Origin of the sequence: Pseudomonas gozinkensis (assembly GCF_014863585.1) — a bacterium.
Lineage (GTDB): Bacteria > Pseudomonadota > Gammaproteobacteria > Pseudomonadales > Pseudomonadaceae > Aquipseudomonas > Aquipseudomonas gozinkensis.
Map to the genome: position 1 here is coordinate 2,823,794 of NZ_CP062253.1, position 18,723 is coordinate 2,842,516.

The window sequence follows — 18,723 nt, forward strand, 5'->3', positions numbered from 1 at the left end:
ACAGCGGCAAAACTATCTATTGGATTCGTGCCGCCACTTCGAGATAAGAATCTCCAACACCTGAACCTGACCTACATCCGGGAGGCCATACGTTGGATAGGGTACTTCCGCCAGATAACGCTCACTCAAATCTTCGAAACTGGTCAGATCCAGAGGGATGTGTGGGCACTCCACAACGTCTTCCACTGCCAGTTGCCACGCTTGATGCTCATTGAGCATTTTAAGCCTGCCTTGATTTTCACAAACCCAGCGAACAAATGACGTTTCCCATAACTCCAGCATGCGTTCGTGGGTTGTCGACCGCCTGATTAGCATTGGCTCTGCGTCACCAAACCAGCCATTCAGCGCTGTGCATGTCCATCCCCGCACGGTAGCTTGATGCTCTGTGTCGGTTTTTTGCGTGGCTCGCCAATGGCCTCGATCATGGGTCAATGTGAGTACGGCATCCACGTACTTTCTGCTGCCACCGCCAGTCAGCGGAAGCTCACGCTTGAATTGCCACACCGATCCATTAGATAAATCGTCGAGGAAGCCTTCTCGGTTCAGGCTTACCATTCGTCCCCATCCTGGAACGCAGGAGGCATGGTCCACCCCCTCGTAGCGTCCTTGTGTTCCAGCGTGTGGAAAAGTGGAGACGTCGGGATTACCCAGATTCAGCACCTCTGCAATCACCTGCGCTGCAGCCCGATTAAGAGCATTTGACTTGACGCTTTCAAGGGTCCGATTTTGGAAGTCGTTGAGCGAAGAGTGGCCGATTGAGGTGGACTGCTCGACTAATTCAAGTAACTGTGCCGGAGGTGAGTTCACCTCCGGCTCAGCGATAGATTTGTTCAGGAAAAAACCTTGGAGCTGAAGCATCCGTTCGGAAAAACGGATGGGGTCAAAGGAGGCGATAGCGATGCTATCTGGAATACGACTGGCAATCAGAGCCGCATTGCTTTGAAAGTTCAAGGCAAACGCAATGGATTCGGTCAAGTGGGAGGACTTTGAATCGGGGAAAGTCCTCAGGAGGCGAGACTTTAGCCTTCGAAGAGTGATCCGATGATTTTCAGGAACCGACTGTGCCTGAAAAAAAATATCAAGCTCGGGGGGAATAGGCATTTTGAGACACTCCATTGGAATGAGCTAACGGGCCCTGATTACACGCCAGCTCCAACGAAGCGCAGGAGAAGAGCATAAGTTTAGAGAAACACGTAGTTTCACCCAAGGCCAGGTGGGGCACGACTGCCTGATCGGCATGCTGTAGGAACACAAACGGCTTTGCAAGGCCGCGAGCTGATTTTTTTGCTATTCAACTTTCTGCGAGAAAGCAGTTCGACAGTGTTCACCATGCCCAGTCGTCCGGTAATGCGATTGCTCACTTCATGGTAAAAGCGGGCACAGGAGCGGGCACTTCTAGCAGCAAACTGATACCAGGCTTCAGAAGCGGTTCAGTTTGTAGAGTTCGATCCTTGGCATATCCCCAGCTTGCCCAGGCATTGTGCTGAAAACCAACCCCCCAACCATCTCCGCCGTCACCGCCGCCTGCGTCAACCCCAGATGCTGATGCCCAAACGCAAGCAGCACCTTCCCGTCACACACCCGATCGATCACCGGCAACGAATCCGGCAGCGACGGCCGAAATCCCATCCACGGTGTGGCTGCCTCGACATTCAACTCCTCACGAAACAACCCTTTGCTCAACCGATGCAACTGCCAGGCGCGGGCCATGGTCGGCGGGGCTTCGAGGCCGGCGAATTCGACGGTGCCGGCCAGGCGCAGCCCCTCGGACATCGGCGTCATGATGAATTTGCGTTCCAGTGAGGTGACGGGGAACGGCAGCCGGTTGTGTTCGTGAGGCAACATCAGGTGATAGCCGCGTTCGGTGTCCAGCGGGACGTTTTTGCCGGTCAGTGCGGCGGTGAGTTTTGCCGAGTGCGCGCCGCAGGCAATCAGTACCTGGCGAGCGGATAGAGTGCCGGTTCCGGTCCTCAGATTGACGCCATGCCCGTTCAGTTGCCCGCCCAGAACCGCCTGCTTCACAAACTGCACGCCGCTGGCTTTCGCCGCTTCCACCAACTCACAAACGACGCGGTAGGGATCGATGAAGTGCCCGGTGTTCCGGAAAAACAGCCCGCCCTGAATCTGTTCGCTGAGTTGCGGCGCGGTCTCGCGTATCGCACGGGCCTGCCACCAATCGACCGGCACCTGTTGCTGTTGCATGCGTCGCTGTAATGCTTCGACGGCCGGACGTGAGTCGGGGTGTTCGAACACCAGCAGCGAACCTTCCATCTTCAGCAGATCGGGGCGCTGGATGTCATTGAGCAACCGGTGCCACGCGTCGAGCGAGCATTCATTGAGCGCGCGCAATCCGGCAACAGTGCGCTGGAACGGCGCCGAGCGCAGGTTCAGCAACAGCCGCGTAAACCAGGGCAGGGCGCGGGGCAGGTACTTCCAGTCCAGGCGCAGCGGGCCCATCGGGTCCATGAGCATGGCCGGCAGGCGTTTGAGGATCGAGCTGTCGGCAATCGGAAACACCTGCTCGGTCGCCAGGTGTCCGGCGTTGCCGAACGAGGCGCCGTGGCCCGGTTCCTGCGGGTCGATCACCACCACCCGCAAGCCTTGACGGGCCAGGCGCAAGGCACTGGCGACGCCGATGATGCCGGCGCCGACCACGGCGATGTCGTGCGGGTTATTCGGCATTTTTTGCGGTTTCCCTTTGGCCATCGAGCAAGCGACGCAACGACAGTGGGTTGGCGTGTTTCAGCGCGGTCGGCAGCAGGCTGTCGGGGAAATCCTGATAGCAGACCGGGCGCAGGAAACGCAGGATCGCCGCGGTGCCTACCGACGTGGTGCGCGAATCGGAAGTCGCCGGGAACGGCCCGCCATGCACCATCGCATCGCAGACTTCAACGCCGGTCGGCCAGCCGTTGACCAGCAGCCGTCCGGCCTTGCGCTCCAGGGTTGGCAGCAATGCGCGGGCCTGTTGCAGATCCTCGTCATCCAGGTGCAGCGTGGCGGTCAGTTGGCCTTCCAGCTGTTCGAGCACCTGACGGATTTCAGCGTCGCTGGCGCATTGCACGATCAAGGACGCGGCGCCGAAGGCTTCGGCCTGCAACGAATGATCGTCGAGGAAGTCGGCGGCGTCGGTGACGAATACATGGGCCTGGCCCTGATTGGGATCCGTCGCGCGCAGGCCGACGGCGGCAATACGCGCCCGGGTATTTTCCGCGAGAGCATTCACGCTGGATTCGTAGGCATTGAAAATCCCCGGCGTCAGCATGGTCTGCGCGGGGCTGCGCTGGATCAGTTCGGTGGTGGCGTGAGTGAAAGCGTCCAGCGCCGGCCCTTGGCGGGCGATTACCAGGCCGGGATTGGTGCAGAACTGACCGGCGCCCAATGTCAGCGAAGCTACAAAACCTTGGGCCAATGCCTCGGCGCGATTCTGCAGTGCTGCCGGAAACAGCAACACCGGGTTGATCGAGCTCATTTCCGCGTACACCGGAATCGGCTCTGGCCGGGCTTGGGCCGCTTTGATCAGCGCGAGGCCGCCACTGCGCGAACCGGTGAAACCGACTGCCTTGATCCGTGGATCGCTGACCAGCGCAATCCCCACTTCACGGCCGGAGCCGTACAACAACGAGAACACACCTTCCGGCAAACCACAGGCCTTGACCGCCCGCGCAACGGCGCGGCCAACCAGTTCGCTGGTGCCGGGATGGGCGCCGTGGGCCTTGACGATCACCGGGCAGCCAGCGGCCAGGGCCGATGCGGTATCGCCGCCGGCCACCGAGAATGCCAGTGGAAAGTTGCTCGCACCAAACACCGCCACCGGGCCCAGTGGAATCTGCCGCTGACGCAGATCCGAGCGCGGCATCGGCTGGCGCAGCGGTTGCGCTGTATCGACTCGCACATCCAGCCATTCACCGGCCCGCACGGTGCGGGCAAACAGCCGCAGTTGCTGGCAGGTGCGGCCTCGCTCACCCAGCAGGCGCGGGCGCGGCAGACCGGTTTCGGCCATGGCGCGGTCGATCAGTTCATCACCGAGCGCTTCGATTTCGCTCGCGATGGTTTCAATGAATTCGGCCCGTACCTCGAGCGATGTCTCGCGATAGCGGTCGAGCGCCGCCCAGGCCAGTGCGCAGGCCTGCTCGACATGCTCGGCAGAGCCGCCGGCGTAGGCTGGTTCCAAAGGCGAATTGGTTGCGGGATTGATCCCGTGGATGACGTCGCGGTCGCCGGTGAGGGTTTGCTGACCGATCAGCAGTTGGCCCGTCAGAGTCATGGCGCATTCCTTATCAATAAAGCAGGTCACGAATAAGGCCCGCCGCCGTGGGTGGCGGCGGGCTTGAGCGCAGCGGCAGGTCAGGCGAAGTTCTGTTCCGCCGACCAGTTTTCGTACCAGTGACGGAACAGCGTGTACTGGGCTTCCGCGTAACGACGCTGGGAATCGCTGAGCGCATCGGTTTCGTTGAAATGCAGGGTGTATTCCTTGTCGCCGTTGAGCACCATCAGGTGTTTGTAATACAGCACCAGATCCGTGCCTTCGTCGAAGGACGACAACACCGCCAGCGCCGATTCCAGCTCGCGGGCCTGACGTCGGGCTTTGGCGTCACCCTTGGCGGCCTGCTTGCTCAGGGCCACCAGTTGCAGCACCTCGCGGGGCAGGGCGTTGCCGATCCCGGTGATGGCGCCGGTGGCGTTGCAGTTGACGAAGCCGTGCACGACCTGGGTGTCGACACCGACCATCAAGGTCACGTCATCGTCCTTGGAGGTGATGTTTTCAGCGGCGTATCGCAGGTCGGCGCCACCGCCGAATTCCTTGAAGCCGATCAGGTTCGGGTATTCTCGGCGCAGTTCGAAGAACAGGTCGGCGCGGGTAGCGAAGCCGTAGTAGGGGCTGTTGTAGATCACCGCCGGCAGGTTCGGCGCGGCTTGCAGAATCGCCGCGAAGTGGGCTTTTTGCGCTGCCGCCGAAGCGCCACGGGACAGCACCCGAGGAATCACCATCAAGCCCTGCGCGCCGACTTTCGCCGCATGAGCTGCGTGGGACACCGCTTCACGGGTGTTGACCGCGCCGGTGCCGACGATGGTCGGAATCCCGGCTGCCACCAGCCGCGCCACGCCTTCCTGACGCTCGGCTTCGGTGAGCAGCGGCCAGTCGCCCATGGAGCCGCAGTAGACGACCGCGCTCATGCCGATATCGATCAGCTCGCGACCCTTGGCTACCAGCGCATCGAAGTCCGGTTTGCGCGCGGCGGTACACGGGGTCATCAGGGCGGGCATGCAGCCGGTGAAGATGTTGTCGCTCATTATTGTTCTCCTTGGAACGGTCTTTCAGAGGGGTTTGAAAAAACAGCGCAGCGGCTCAGATGCCCCACGCGAACGGATCTGTTTCGTCGATCAGCAACGTGCTGTCGGCGGTCATGTGAGCGCGGCCGGTGATGTAGGGGCGGATGCGTTCGCCTTCCCATTCGAAGCGGCCTTCGAACTGGCTGCCGGTGATGCTCGCCTGCACCCAGCGCTCGCCCGGCGCGAGTTTTTCGTCGGCGGCCAGGCACGCCAGTTTGGCGCTGGTGCCGGTGCCGCAAGGGGAGCGGTCGTAAGCCTTGCCGGGGCACATGACGAAGTTGCGGCTGTCGGCCTCGGCGTCATCGGCGAACAGTTCGATGTGGTCGATGACCGCGCCGTCCTCGCCATGGATGCCTTGGTCTTCGAGGGCCTTGAGCATTTTCCAGGTGAAGTCGGTCAGGGTTTCGACGTTGTCCATCGTCAGCGTCTGGCCATGTTCGGAGACCAGGAAAAACCAGTTGCCGCCATAGGCGACGTCACCGAGGAAGCGGCCGTATCCCGGCACTTCCACCGCCACCTGTTTGCGTGAGCGATAGGCGGGCACGTTGCCCAGGGTCACGGCACCGTCTTCATGCAACGATGCGCTGACCGGGCCGACCGGCGTGTCGATCTTGTGCACGCCCGGCGCGATCAGCCCCAGATGTTGCAGCGATGCGACGAGGCCGATGGTGCCGTGGCCGCACATGCCGAGGTAACCGGCGTTGTTGAAGAAGATCACCCCGCAGGTGGCGTCCGGCGACACCGGCTCGCAATACAGCGCGCCCACCAGCACATCGTTGCCGCGCGGTTCCAGCAGGCAGGCGCGGCGCCACTGGTCATGCTGATTGCGCAGGGCGTCGCGTTTCTCGGCCATGGTGCGGCCCGGCAGGTCGGGGAAACCCTTCATCACCAGACGCGTGGGCTCGCCGCCGGTGTGGGAATCAATGACGTGTACTCGTTTCATGGGCAGGTCCCGTTGAGTGATTTCAGTAAGCGCCGGCAGTGCGCGGGTTGGCGGCGGAGGCGGGTGACGGCGAAGCGACTTCGCTTTCATCCTCTTCCGATTCCAGGCTTAGCAGGTGTGCCGGTACGCCAGTGGCGGCGCCCCAGTAATAGATGCCCATCGCACAGGCTGCGACGACCAAGGTGTCGAACGGATGGGTGAGGATGCCCAGGCCGCCAAAGGTGCCGAGTTTCGACAGGACGATGGTCACGGCGTAGAAGGCAATCAGCCACGCGGACGAGCGCACTTGCCGGGACAGGCTGAGGTGAGCGGTCGGCACGAAGCGGCCGCAGAGCAGGTAGACGACGAACATCAGGATTTGCAGGCCGAGCAGCCAGGACACGGTGTTCCAGCCCGACCAGTAAACGATCAGCGCGGCGATGATGAATGACACCGGCCCCAGCACGCCCATGCACTTGACCCGGAACGGGCGCGGCATGTCGGGCGCATTGCGGCGCAGCGCGGCGACGGTCACTGGAGCGACGGCGTAGCTCAGCACCAGCGCGGCGGACACCACGTTGATCAGCGCTTCCCAGGACGGAAACGGCAGGGTCCAGAACACCGACAGGGCGAAGGTCAGCCACAGCGCCGGACGCGGGATGCCGGACTTCGCGTCGATGTGGGTGAAGACCTTGAAGAAGGTGCCGGTCTGCGCCCAGCCGTAGATCACCCGAGGCGTGGCGTTCATGTAGATGTTGCCGCAGCCGCTGGGGGAGATCACCGCGTCCGCCACTACCAGATACGCAAGCCAGCCCACGCCCAGTGCCAGGGCGATGTCGCGGTACGGCAGGGCGAATTCCTTGGAAACCCCGGCCCAGCCATTGGCGAGCAATTCGGTCGGGATGCCGCCGAGGAAGGCGGTTTGCAGCAACACGTAAATCGCGGTGGAGAGCAGCACCGACAGGATCAGTGCAATCGGAATGGTGCGCTGGGGATTTTTCACTTCGCTGGCCACCGAGATGATCGGGGTCAGGCCGAGGTAGGCGAAGATCACGCCGCCGGCGGAGACGGCCATCTCGATGCCCGAGAGCCCGAAAGGGGCGAAGCCTTGAATCTGAAAGTTTTCCGGTTTGAAGAAGGTGAACAGCACACCGATCACCAGCAGCGGCACGATGAACTTGAACACGCTGACCAGATTGTTGGCTTTGGCGAAAGTCTTCACGCTGCGGTAGTTGAGCAGGAAGAACACGCACAGCAGGCCGAACTGCACCAGCCAGCCGAGCAGGGTCGGGTCACCGCCGCCGGCCTTGGTCAGGCTCGGAAACCAGGCCGCCGCGTATTGTCGCGAAGCAACCACCTCGATCGCCACCAGACTGGAAAACGCGATCAGCGTGATGAAACCCATCAGGTAACCGAGCAGCGGCCCGTGGCTGTAAACCGGGTAACGCACCACGCCGCCGGCCCTTGGCAATGCCGCGCCCAGTTCGCAGTAGACGATGCCCAGCAGCAACACGGCGAACCCGCCCAGCAACCAGGAAAAAATCCCCGCCGGCCCGGCAATCGCCGACACGTGACTGGCCGCGAACAACCAGCCGGATCCGAAGATCGCCCCCAGCCCGATAAAGGTAAGGTCGATCAATGAAAGTTGTTTTTTGAACTTGCCTTGGCCTGACATGGCATCGCCTTCTTGTGAGTTATTGGATAGGCAGGTGTGAGTCACTGGAACGGCTAAACAGTGAACTCATCAGGCGTCGGGCGATTGATGTTTTGCGCAGCTCCGGATGACGAAATCGGCACAGTTGCGAAGAAAGGAGGCGGCGCTCGACAGGCTTAGAACGTTGCTGCAATCTGCACGCGAACGCCTCAGCCCGATCCATTCAACGGGGAAAACCGTCACCATGCAGAACGCATTTGCGATCCTGTGCCAGGGCGATGGGCACAATCGTCCCCACACTCTCGAGGCGCTGCTGGCGGGTGTGGCACCGCTGTTGCCGATGCTCGACGTGATTCCGAACGCGGCGATCTTCATCAAGGATGTGCAGGCACGGTATGTCCTGGCCAATCGCACGCTGGTGCAGCGCTGCGGCCTGAAAGACCTTAAGCCACTGCTCGGCAAGACCAGTGCGCAGGTGTTTCCGGCGCAACTGGGGCCGGGTTATACCGAGCAGGATCGGCGGGTGCTGGAAGAGGGTTTCGTGCTGGAGGATCAGCTGGAACTGCACCTGTACGGCAGTCGCGAACCGGGCTGGTGCCTGACGCACAAGCGTCCGCTGTACAACCGTGACGGCGAGATCATCGGCCTCGCGGGGATTTCGGTGGACCTGCAATCGGCCAGCGAAACCCACCCGGCGTTTCAGCGTCTGGCGGCGGTCGACGAACACATCCGCGCGCATTTCAATCGGCGTGTCACCTTGGGCGAACTGACCCGGATCGCTGGTATTTCGGTGGCGCAACTTGAGCGCTACTGCAAACGGGTCTTTCACCTGACGCCGAGGCAGATGATTCAGAAAGTGCGGCTGGAACATGCCCATCGCCTGTTGCACACCGAACTGCCGATCACCGAGGTGGCGCTGCAATGCGGCTACACCGATCACAGCGCCTTCACTCGCCAGTTCAAGGCGTCGACCGGGTTCACCCCACGCCAGTATCGGCAAGCGACGGAACGTTGAGTCGCTTTCGGTTAGCCACGACTAGACTCAAAGGGACATGCACCTCCATCACATGAAAGGCCTTGCGGCAGAGGAAACGCGATGAGCACAAAGCGGTTGTGCCAATGCTCGTCATGGATCCTGCCGGGCCTGATTGCCGTCAGTCTGGTGCTGACCGCCGGCTGCTCCAGTCGGGCGGCCAAAAACCGGTATCCCGCGTCTGGGGTCGGCGACAGTTGCTATGCCAAAGCGCTGCCGACGGTGGGCGAGGGCGGGTTGGCCTGGGGTTCATCCTTGAACATCGCCCGCCAGAAATCCCTGAACAACTGCATCCGTTATGCCGGCCGCTCCGGTGGCACCCCCGACACCTGCCAGGTGGTGTTGGCCAAGTGCAAGAACTGAGTGGCCGGCCGTTTCGTCACGTCAGCAGATACACCGGAAAGCACTCGCACAGGTGCATCACCCGACGGCGGATATTTTCCAGCCGCGCGGAGTTGTCCGGCTGCTCCAGCAGGTCGGCGATCAGGTTGGCCACTTCGGCGCATTCGGCTTCACCGAAACCGCGCGTCGTCAGTGCCGGAGTGCCGATGCGAATGCCGCTGGTAATCGCCGGTTTCTGCGGGTCATCGGGGATCGCGTTCTTGTTCAGTGTGATGTGAGCGCTTTCCAGCAGGGCTTCGGCGTCCTTGCCGGTGATGTTCATCGCGCGCAGGTCTAGCAGGAACATGTGGCAGTCGGTGCCGCCCGACACCACCCGCAATCCGCGTCGGGTCAGCACATCGGCCATGGTCCGCGCGTTGTTGATCACCCGTTGCTGGTAATGCTTGAACTCGTCGCCCAGGGCTTCGTTGAACGCCACGGCCTTGGCGGCGATCACGTGCATCAGCGGCCCGCCCTGGTAAACCGGGAAAATCGTCTTGTCGAGCACGGCGGCGTATTCGGCCTTGGCCAGAATCAGGCCGCCGCGCGGTCCGCGCAGGGTCTTGTGGGTGGTCGAGGTGATGAAGTCGGCGATGCCCACTGGCGACGGGTACACGCCCGCCGCGATCAGTCCGGCGTAGTGGGCCATGTCGACCATCAGGTAAGCGCCGATTTCATCGCAGATTTTACGAAAGCGCGGGAAGTCGATGACACGCGAATAGGCTGAGGCGCCGGCGATGATCATCTTCGGCCGGTGTTCGCGGGCCAGGGCTTCCATTGCTTCGTAGTCGAGGGTTTCGCTGTCCTTCTCCAGCCCATAGGTGAACGCCTGGAAAAACTTCCCGGAGAAGTTCACCGAAGCGCCGTGGGTCAGGTGCCCGCCGTGGGCCAGGGACATGCCCAGAATTTTGTCGCCGGGCTCAAGCACCGCTAGGAACACCGCCTGATTGGCCTGTGAACCGGAGTGCGGCTGGACGTTGACGTACTCGCAACCGAACAGTTTGCGGGCGCGCTCGATGGCCAGGTTTTCGATCTCGTCGACGACCTTGCAGCCGCCGTAATAGCGCCGGCCCGGATAGCCTTCGGCGTACTTGTTGGTGAGCAGCGAGCCCTGGGCCTGGAGCACTTCTTCGCTGACGTAGTTTTCCGAGGCGATCAGTTCCAGGTGGATTTCCTGGCGGTTGCGTTCGCGGTCGATCAGGCGGGCAATGGCGGGGTCGAAATTTTGCAGGCTCATGCGGTGATTCCTTGTGCAAGCGTTTCGGTCAGCGTGACCGGCACGTGATGGGGGAACACACGTGACGGGCTCGCGGCCGTGTCGGAGAGAAAAATGGAGGTGTCTTTCAAGCCGCTGCCGGTGATCAGGATCACGGCGGTCTGCGCGGTGTCGGGGTGTTGTTCGGCGTACTTCAGCAGGCCGGCGAAGGCACTGGCGGCGCCGGCTTCGGGAAACACGCCGGTGCTGGCGGCAAGCTTCGATGCGGCGGCGACGATGCTCGCGTCACTGACACACATGAATTCGCCCTCGCTGGCGGTCACCGCACGCATGGCCTTGAGCCGGTCGCGGGGCAGCGCCACGTTGATGCTGCTGGCCAGGCTGGTGGGGGTGATGCGTTCGGTCTGCTGCATTGGTCGGTCGCTGCGCCAGGCCCGGTACATGAAGTTGCTCTGCTCGGCCTGCACGCCGATAAGGCGCGGGATGCGCTCGATCCAGCCCAATTGCAGCAGGTCGAAGAAACCCTTGTAGACCGAGCCCAGAATGCAGCCATTGCCGACGGGCACGAACACCAGATCCGGCACCTGCCAGTGCAGCTGTTCGCAGATCTCGAAGGCGACGGTTTTCTTGCCTTCGCTCATGTACGAATTGATGCCGGTGGTGCGGTTGTACCAGCCGTATCGTTCGCAGGCGTTGAGGCATTGCTCGAAGGCTTCGTCATATTGACCGTCGACCAGCACGATCTCGGCGCCGTAGCCCTGCATCTGCGCGCGCTTTTCACGGGGTGCGCTGCGGGGCAAATAAATCACGTTGTGCAAGCCCAGGCTGGCGCTCATTCCGGCCAGTGCCGAGGCCGCATTGCCGGTGCTGGCCACCGCCACGGTGCGCGCACCGGACTGCATGGCGTGAGCCACGGCCAGCGCGCTGGCGCGATCCTTCAGCGAACCGGTGGGCTGGCGCGATTCATCCTTGATCAAGACCTTGATCCGCGAGCCTTTGCCGAGCAGGTCGGTCGGCGCGTACAGCGGCGTATTGCCCACCAGTAACGGCGGAATGAACTGCGACGAGTTCAACGGCATCAGTCGGTCATAACGCCACATGCCGCGGGCCTGATGATGGGCCAGGCTTTCTCGGGGCCATTCGCGTCTGAGCGTCGGGTAATCGTAAAGCGCGTCAAGGGCACCATCGACTTTGCAATGAGGGCAGAAATAACTGACCTCGTGCGGCTGGTAGCTGCGGTCGCATACCAGGCACTGCAACACATACTCTCTGTACGAATTCTTCATGGCCATCCCCTGGAAGTACGCTGTGCGGGTGCATTCCCTGCCGAAGCCGGTCCGATACACCGGACCGACGGGCACTGCTGACAGACGATATTTCAGACCGCCATGATGGCGTCGATGGCGACCAGGGTATTGCGTGCCAGGGCACTGGCGCCGGCGGTGGTGCGGGCCGGATACGGCGGGGTGAAGTATTCCTCCATGACCCGGTTCAGGGTCGGAAACTCGCTCAGGTCAGTGATGAACGCCGTCACCTTGACCACGTTCGCCAGGCTGCCACCGGCGGCCTCGGCCATTTGCGCCAGATTGTCGAGGGTCTGGCGCAGCTGGCCTTCGAAATCCTTGGCCAACACTTCGTTGTTCAGCGCCGACACCGGCGTCTGGGCCGACAGGTAAATGGTCTGCCCGTGGCTGACCTTGATCCCCTGGGAATAGGTGCCCAGCGGCAGTGGCGCCTTGTCGGTGAAAATCACGTTCTCTTCGCCCAGGAAAGGTTTGGCGGCGGACTGGATTTGAGCGTTGGTTTGCATGGTGACGATCCTTGTTGGGTGGGTGGTGGGTTAGTGCAAATCGGCAACCTGTTTCACGGCCAGACGGGCAAATGCCTCGTCGCGGCAGCGAGCCGGGGAAAAGTGCTGGTAATTGAGTTGCAGCGCCGCCAGATCCGCCGGCATGGCGACACCCAGCGCGGCGTGGGCGCACAGCCGGGCAATGGCCGGCGCGGCCTGAATGCCGTAGCCACCGAGGGCGGCAAGCCAGATGAAGCTTTCCTCCTCGGGATCCTGGCCAAGCACCGGCGAGCGGTCGGCGACAAACGTGCGCAGACCGGCCCATTTGTTGATGATCGAGCGTGGGCGCAGGCGCGTGGTGTTCTGCAGGCGATCCATGGTGATCGCCAGGTCCAGTTCTTCCGGCAAGGCATCGCAGGGCAGCGAAGGGTTTTCATCGCAGGGCGAAACGATCAGCCGTCCGGCTTCAGGCTTGATGAAAATGTCTTCGTCGACCGTGCCCAGATACGGTGTGTGGTGTACGTCGCATTGCGGATCGACCGCCAGCACCGTGCGCCGCAATGGCCGCACGCCGACCTTGGGCACGCCGCAGCGCTCGGCCAGTTCATCGGCCCAGGCGCCGGCCGCGTTGACCACGATGGCGGCTTCCAGTTGCTGGCCGTCACCGGTGTGCAAGGTCCAGTGCCCGGCGCTTCGTTGGCCGCGCAGCACTTCGGTCTCGCGTTTGATCACACCGCCCCGGGCACGCAGGCCGCCGAGGTAGGCGCCGTGGATCCCGTGCACATCCAGATCGAAGGCGCTGGGCTCGTAGATTCCGGCGCTCCAGGCGCCTTCGGCGAGGTAGGGCACCAGTTCCAGCACCTGCTTGTCATCGAGGAACTTTGCGCTTGGCACTTGCGCCAATACCGCATTGAACCGCGCCGTCAATTTGTCCACCCGTGCTGCCTGCGCCACGATCAAGGCACCCCGAGGTGCCCAGAGCGGGTGCTCCGCCAAACCTTCTGGCGGGTTTTCGAAGAAGCGTCGGGACGCGCAGGTCAGCGAGCGGATCTGTTGGTTGCCGTAGCTTTCCATCGAGATCGCCGCCGAACGACCGGTGGTGTGATAGGCCAGTTGCTGTTCCTGTTCGAGCAGGCAGACGCTGCCATGGGCGGCCAGCTCGTAAGCGGCCGAGACACCGGCGATGCCACCGCCCACCACAATGAAATCGTAACGAGCGGTCATGGACGGCTGCCCTCGGCAATGGCGGCGGCTTTGCTTTCCCGGGTCCAGGTCAGCACGAAGTGGGCGACAAGGCCGAAGATCAAGCCCCAGAACGCGGCGGCCAGGCCGAGGAAACTCATGCCGGATGCCGTCACCAGGAAGGTGATCAGGGCGGCTTCGCGCTGTTTCTCGTCAGCCATTGCACCGGTCAGGCCGGCGCTGATAGCGCCGAACAGGGCGAGGCCGGCGAGGGACGCAATCAGTTCTTTGGGCAGGGCGGAAAATACCGAGGCCAGGGTCGCGCCGAAGGTGCCCATCAGAATGTAGAACACCCCGCAGGCGATGCCGGCGATGTAGCGCTTGTCACGGTCTTCGTGGGCTTCGCGGCCGGTGCAGATCGCGGCGGTGATGGCCGCCAGGTTGAAACCGTGGGAGGCGAACGGCGCCATCAGGACCGAGCCGATCGCCGTGACCGAAATGATCGAGCGGGCCGGGGTGTTGTAGCCCGAGGTACGCAATACCGCCATGCCCGGCACGTATTGGCCGGTCAGGGTCACCAGCGCCAGCGGCAGGCCGATGTTGATGATCGCGTGCCAACTCCATTCAGGGGCGATGAACACCGGTTGAGCCACGGCGATGGTGATCGAGCCGCTGTTGAGGGTACCGAACGAGGCGGCGACCGCGCAGCCGACAATCAGCACCGACAGAATGGCGTAGCGCGGCGAGACGCGTTTGAAGATCAGGTACGCCGCGATCATCGACAGCACCAGCTCCGGTTGCAGCTTGATCGAGGTAAACAGCTCGGCGCCGAAGCGGAACAGAATGCCCGCGAGCATGGCGGCGGCGATGGCTTTGGGCAGGCGACTCATCAGTTTGTCGAAGGCGCCGGACAGGCCCACGATGGCGATGATCAGCGAGGCCACTATATAAGCGCCGATGGCCTGGGGCAGGGTGACGGTCGGCAGCATCGACACCAGCAACGCCGCGCCGGGGGTCGACCACGCCGTGATCACAGGGATACGCAAACGCCAGCTCAACAACAGACCGGTAATCCCGCTGCCGATTGAAATGGCCCAGATCCACGATGACACCACGTCATTTGGAAGGTGCGCTTCCTTGGCAGCCTGGAACACGATGATGAGCGGGCCGGCATAGGAAATGATCACGGCAATGAAGCCCGCAATGACGGCTGAGAGGGATAGGTCCTTTCTGATTGTGTCCATGATGTCTCGGCTTGGCGCGGCGAAGTCGCGCAGTGGTCAGGAGAATTGAGTCGATTGATTCGATTCGAGATGAGTGTATTTGAATGAATTGAGTTGATTCAATAGTCCGCCAGGTTGTTACGAGATGTTTTTTTGCTATCAGTCGCTGTTTTCCCGCTGTTGGCAATTTAAGTATTTGATTAATAAGTCGATAAATTATTTCGTAAATATTTCACCGTGTCTGGGCGTATCGATTCAATCGTGGCATCAATCGACTCAATTGATCGATTGGGTTGATTTATTAGTTGCCTAACCTCCGTGTGATATGCTCGGATATTCATCATTTCTACGATGGGCAGTGATCATTCATGTGGGTTCCCCAGCTAAGCGAGTTCAGCCAGCCGATGTATTTGTCGATTGCCGATGCGTTGGCGCGCGATATCAGTAACGGCGTGTTGAACGAAGGCGATCGCCTGCCGACCTTGCGGGAACTGGCCACCACTCTGAATGTCACGCCGGGCACGATCAGCCGGGCCTACAGCGAGGCCCATCGGCGGCGTCTGGTGCAGGGCGAGGTGGGGCGCGGGACGTATGTGCTGAGCCAGAGCCAGCTGGAACTGCCGGCGAGCAACAGCGCCGCGCCGCTGAATCTGGGGCAGTCGGAGCTGCTTGATCTGTCGATCATCAAGCCCTACAGCGAAACCCTGGAGTACTGGCTGCGCGGTGCGCTGGTGGGCATGGCCAAAAGCACGGATTTCGCGCGGGCACTGGATTACGCGCCGGACGGCGGTCACCCGGCCCATCGCGAGGCGGGTGCGCAGTGGTTGCGTCATTCATTGCCTGATGCGCAATGGCAACAAGTGGTGATCACCGCCGGCGCCCAGCATGGCCTGATGGTCGCGATGAGCGCCCTGACCAATGCCGGCGACCTGGTGCTCTGCGAAGAGCTCTGTTACCCCGGCATCATTTCCCTGGCCCATGGCCTCGAGCGCCGTCTGCGTGGCGTGGCCATGGACGACGAAGGGATCATTCCCGAAGCGTTGCGCGAGCTGTGTCTGCGGGAGAAACCGGCGATGCTGGTGTGCGTGGCGACCTGTCAGAATCCGACGGCGTCGATCATGTCGCAAAAGCGCCGGGCGCAGATTGCGGCGCTGGCCGAAGAGTTCGACTTCATCATTCTCGACGATGACATTTATGGTTTTCTGGCCACTGATCCGTCGATCAAACCGCTGTCGGCGTTCGCGCCGGACCGTTCGGTGTACCTGACCAGCCTGTCCAAATCGGTCATGCCGGCCTTGCGTGTCGGCTATCTCTACAGCCCGCCGAAACTGTTGTCGCGCCTGACCTCGATGGTGCGCAGCAGCGTGTGGATGCCGTCACCGCTGACCGCGCAACTGGCCAGCAATGTGATCACCGAAGGCCTGGACAAGAAACTGATCCGCATCCAGCGCAACGAGGCCGCCGGCCGTCAGGCGATTGCTCAGGAAATTTTCGCCGGCTTCGAACTCAAGACCCAGCCGTACTCGTACCACGTCTGGCTGACGCTGCCCGAACCCTGGACCGCCGACGAATTCACCATGCTCGCCCGGGCCAACGGCGTATTGGTGCTCAGCGGCACGCAGTTCCAGGCGGAGCGCTCGGGGATCACTCGGTGCGTGCGGCTGGTGCTGATGTCGCCGACCAGCCAGGAAGAACTGCGCTTCGCCCTGACCAAACTGGCGAGCCTGATCGAATCGGATCCGCGGCGGTATTACTGAGTCCTCGCGGGCAAAAAACCAAATCCCCATGTGCTCCATTCGTCCCTTCATACGTCGCAGTTCTCACTGCCCGTTCCCGTATGTCTGGAGTGCTCTCGATGCCCGCGTTCAAAACCCTGCCCACTGCCTTGCTGGGGCTGACCCTGGCCTGTCCGGCCCTGGCTGAAAGCCAGCGCCTGGAGTTGGGGCAGGTGCTGATCGGCGCCGAGGACCGGAGCGGGGAGGATGCGTCGGTTGAAGAGGCGCAGGCGCGGCTTGAGCAGGTGCCCGGCGGCACCAACGTCGTCGATATGCGCCGTCCGTTGCAGGGCCGGGTTGCGAGCAATCAGGATGTTTTGGCATATCAGCCGGGGGTCTATGCCCAGTCAGCGGGCAACGAAGGGACGAAGATTTCGATTCGTGGCTCGGGTATCAACCGCGCTCCCGGCGCCCACGCTTCGGGGCTGTACACGATGCTCGACGGTCTGCCGCTGACCGGCCCCGGTGGAACGCCTTATGAGCTATTGGAGCCGCTGTGGCTCGATCATGTGGAAGTGCTGCGTGGTGCCAATGGTTTTGATCGCGGCGCGCTGGCCCTGGGCGGCGCCGTCGATTACGTCAGCCACACGGGCTACAACGCGCCACTGCTGAATGTGCGCTATGTCATGGGCAGCCACGGTTATGCCCAGCGGCAAGTCAGCTCCGGTCAGGTACTGGGCGATTTCGATTACTACCTGTCGATGACCGACGCGCATTCCGACAGTTATCAGGATCACACCACCAGCAAGAGCCAGGGGGTGATCGCCAACTTCGGTTATCGCTTCAATCCGAATCTGGAAACCCGCTTCTACATCCGTCACCGCGAGACCGACAACGACCTCGCCGGGCGGGTGACCAAGCACTCCATCGAACACGATCCGCGCGCGGCCAACCCGGCCTACGTGACGCGCAACGACAGCCGCGATCAGCCCGGCAGCACCTTCATCGGCAACAAGACCACGTACTACATCGACGACGATTCGAGCATCCAGACCGGTCTGGTTTATCACGATTACCCGATGGACCTGCGCGAAGGCCCCAACCGCCTGAAAGTGGCGTACACCGATGTCAGCGGCACGTTCGACTACAAGCGCCGCGACACGCTCTGGGGAATGGAGAGCAACAGCACTGTGGGCCTGCGAGTGACCAAGCATCTGCCCAACGACGGTGCCAGCGAACTGGTGCGGATTCCCGGCGGCAACACCGCCCGCTATGCGCCGGGCACGCACATGCGCAACTTCACTTATCAGGGTTCGGATTCCGTCCTGCATGTGGGCAACGATCTGGAAATCGCTGACAACCTCTGGCTGACCAGCGGCCTCGCCGCGATCTACACCCGTCGCGAAAGCGCGGTCACCTATCCGGTAGGTGGCGGTAAAACCAGCCTCGGCGATTGGGACTACGCGCCACGTCTGGGCCTGCGCTATCAGGTGACGCCGGACCTGCAACTGTTCGGCAACCTCAGCCGTTCGGTCGAGGCGCCGCATCCGTGGTCGCTGATTTACAGCTCCAACGTACGCTTTCCGACCGGAAGCGGTGCCGCCACCGGCACTCAGCGCGACCCGGTCAAACTGCAGAACCAGACCGCGACCACGCTGGAACTCGGCGGCCGTGGCGACAGCGCGCTCGGCGAGTGGAGTCTGGCGTGGTATTACGCTCAGGTGCGCCACGAATTGCTCTCGGTATTGCCGGACGCCAACGCGACCACGCCTTACGAACTCAACGCCAGCCCGACCGTGCACCAAGGTATTGAAGCCAGCCTGAACAGCAATCTGTGGTCAGCAAAAGATGGCGGCAAGTTGAGCCTGCGTCAGGCTTACACCTTCAGCGACTTCCATTACCGCGACGACGATCGCTTCGGCGACAACCGCTTGCCGGGTCTGCCGATGCATTACTACCAGGGCGAACTGCGCTACGACTTCCCGCAGGGCTTCTTCGCAGCGGTCAACACACAACTGGTCTCGAAGACCGCAGTGGATTACGCCAATAGCTACTACGCCGATCCTTACGCCACCTTCGGCGCCACGCTGGGTTACAACGCACCCAAGGGCGACTGGCAGACCTGGCTGGACATGCGCAACCTGACCGACAAACACTACGCCGCTACCGTTACGCCGGGCTATGACGATAAAGGCTTGGACGCGGCACGATCCACACCGGGCGAAGGGATGGCGATGTATGTCGGGGTGTCGTGGAGTCTGCTCTGAGGGCCAGCCT

At 62.0% G+C, this 18,723-nt stretch carries 15 protein-coding genes; 4 read left to right on the forward strand and 11 right to left on the reverse strand.

Going from position 1 to position 18,723, the window contains the following annotated elements; translation table 11 throughout:
* Positions 1 to 12: 12 nt before the first annotated feature.
* The 6 genes from IHQ43_RS12475 to IHQ43_RS12500 form a co-directional block, all read right to left on the reverse strand.
* Positions 13 to 1,101, reverse strand: a complete 1,089-nt coding sequence (locus IHQ43_RS12475) for a hypothetical protein (RefSeq protein WP_192564595.1) — start codon at positions 1,099 to 1,101, stop codon at positions 13 to 15.
* Between the two features lie 318 nt (positions 1,102 to 1,419).
* Positions 1,420 to 2,682 (reverse strand): NAD(P)/FAD-dependent oxidoreductase, encoded by a 1,263-nt coding sequence (locus tag IHQ43_RS12480; RefSeq protein WP_192564596.1) that lies wholly within the window; start codon positions 2,680 to 2,682, stop codon positions 1,420 to 1,422.
* Complete coding sequence (locus tag IHQ43_RS12485) at positions 2,672 to 4,264, reverse strand: aldehyde dehydrogenase (NADP(+)) (RefSeq protein WP_192564597.1); 1,593 nt, start codon at positions 4,262 to 4,264, stop codon at positions 2,672 to 2,674. The genes IHQ43_RS12480 and IHQ43_RS12485 overlap by 11 nt, the downstream gene beginning before the upstream one ends.
* A gap of 80 nt (positions 4,265 to 4,344) precedes the next feature.
* Positions 4,345 to 5,292, reverse strand: a complete 948-nt coding sequence (locus IHQ43_RS12490) for a dihydrodipicolinate synthase family protein (RefSeq protein WP_064595748.1) — start codon at positions 5,290 to 5,292, stop codon at positions 4,345 to 4,347.
* A 55-nt stretch (positions 5,293 to 5,347) separates the two neighbouring features.
* Positions 5,348 to 6,274 carry a 4-hydroxyproline epimerase gene (locus tag IHQ43_RS12495; protein ID WP_192564598.1) on the reverse strand — a complete coding sequence of 309 codons (927 nt, stop codon included), beginning with the start codon at positions 6,272 to 6,274 and terminating at the stop codon, positions 5,348 to 5,350.
* Between the two features lie 22 nt (positions 6,275 to 6,296).
* Positions 6,297 to 7,928 carry an APC family permease gene (locus tag IHQ43_RS12500; protein WP_192564599.1) on the reverse strand — a complete coding sequence of 544 codons (1,632 nt, stop codon included), beginning with the start codon at positions 7,926 to 7,928 and terminating at the stop codon, positions 6,297 to 6,299.
* 223 nt (positions 7,929 to 8,151) lie between these two features.
* On the opposite strand from IHQ43_RS12500, the gene IHQ43_RS12505 reads away from it, so the two are divergent.
* Both IHQ43_RS12505 and IHQ43_RS12510 read left to right on the forward strand, forming a co-directional pair.
* Positions 8,152 to 8,922, forward strand: coding sequence for an AraC family transcriptional regulator (locus IHQ43_RS12505; RefSeq protein ID WP_192564600.1), 771 nt, complete (start codon positions 8,152 to 8,154; stop codon positions 8,920 to 8,922).
* Positions 8,923 to 9,003: 81 nt separating this feature from the next.
* Positions 9,004 to 9,303 (forward strand): hypothetical protein, encoded by a 300-nt coding sequence (locus tag IHQ43_RS12510; protein ID WP_192564601.1) that lies wholly within the window; start codon positions 9,004 to 9,006, stop codon positions 9,301 to 9,303.
* Positions 9,304 to 9,319: 16 nt separating this feature from the next.
* Here the strand turns inward: IHQ43_RS12510 and glyA are convergent, their stop codons facing one another.
* The 5 genes from glyA to IHQ43_RS12535 form a co-directional block, all read right to left on the reverse strand.
* Positions 9,320 to 10,558: a serine hydroxymethyltransferase gene (glyA, locus tag IHQ43_RS12515; protein ID WP_192564602.1), complete on the reverse strand. Its 1,239-nt coding sequence runs from the start codon at positions 10,556 to 10,558 to the stop codon at positions 9,320 to 9,322.
* On the reverse strand, positions 10,555 to 11,823 hold the full coding sequence (locus tag IHQ43_RS12520) for a threonine synthase (protein ID WP_192564603.1): 1,269 nt from the start codon (positions 11,821 to 11,823) through the stop codon (positions 10,555 to 10,557). Before IHQ43_RS12520 ends, glyA begins: the two co-directional genes overlap by 4 nt.
* Before the next feature lie 92 nt (positions 11,824 to 11,915).
* Positions 11,916 to 12,347, reverse strand: a complete 432-nt coding sequence (locus tag IHQ43_RS12525) for a Rid family detoxifying hydrolase (protein ID WP_192564604.1) — start codon at positions 12,345 to 12,347, stop codon at positions 11,916 to 11,918.
* A 30-nt stretch (positions 12,348 to 12,377) separates the two neighbouring features.
* Positions 12,378 to 13,550: an NAD(P)/FAD-dependent oxidoreductase gene (locus tag IHQ43_RS12530; RefSeq protein WP_192564605.1), complete on the reverse strand. Its 1,173-nt coding sequence runs from the start codon at positions 13,548 to 13,550 to the stop codon at positions 12,378 to 12,380.
* The gene (locus IHQ43_RS12535) at positions 13,547 to 14,752 is read right to left on the reverse strand and encodes a benzoate/H(+) symporter BenE family transporter (protein WP_011333741.1); all 1,206 of its coding nucleotides are present in this window, start codon (positions 14,750 to 14,752) and stop codon (positions 13,547 to 13,549) included. Before IHQ43_RS12535 ends, IHQ43_RS12530 begins: the two co-directional genes overlap by 4 nt.
* 347 nt (positions 14,753 to 15,099) lie before the next feature.
* On the opposite strand from IHQ43_RS12535, the gene IHQ43_RS12540 reads away from it, so the two are divergent.
* Together IHQ43_RS12540 and IHQ43_RS12545 are read left to right on the forward strand one after the other, a co-directional pair.
* Positions 15,100 to 16,488 (forward strand): aminotransferase-like domain-containing protein, encoded by a 1,389-nt coding sequence (locus IHQ43_RS12540; RefSeq protein WP_192564606.1) that lies wholly within the window; start codon positions 15,100 to 15,102, stop codon positions 16,486 to 16,488.
* Between the two features lie 98 nt (positions 16,489 to 16,586).
* Entirely contained in the window at positions 16,587 to 18,713 is a 2,127-nt protein-coding gene (locus IHQ43_RS12545; protein ID WP_192564607.1) for a TonB-dependent receptor family protein, read from the forward strand.
* Positions 18,714 to 18,723 lie beyond the last annotated feature (10 nt).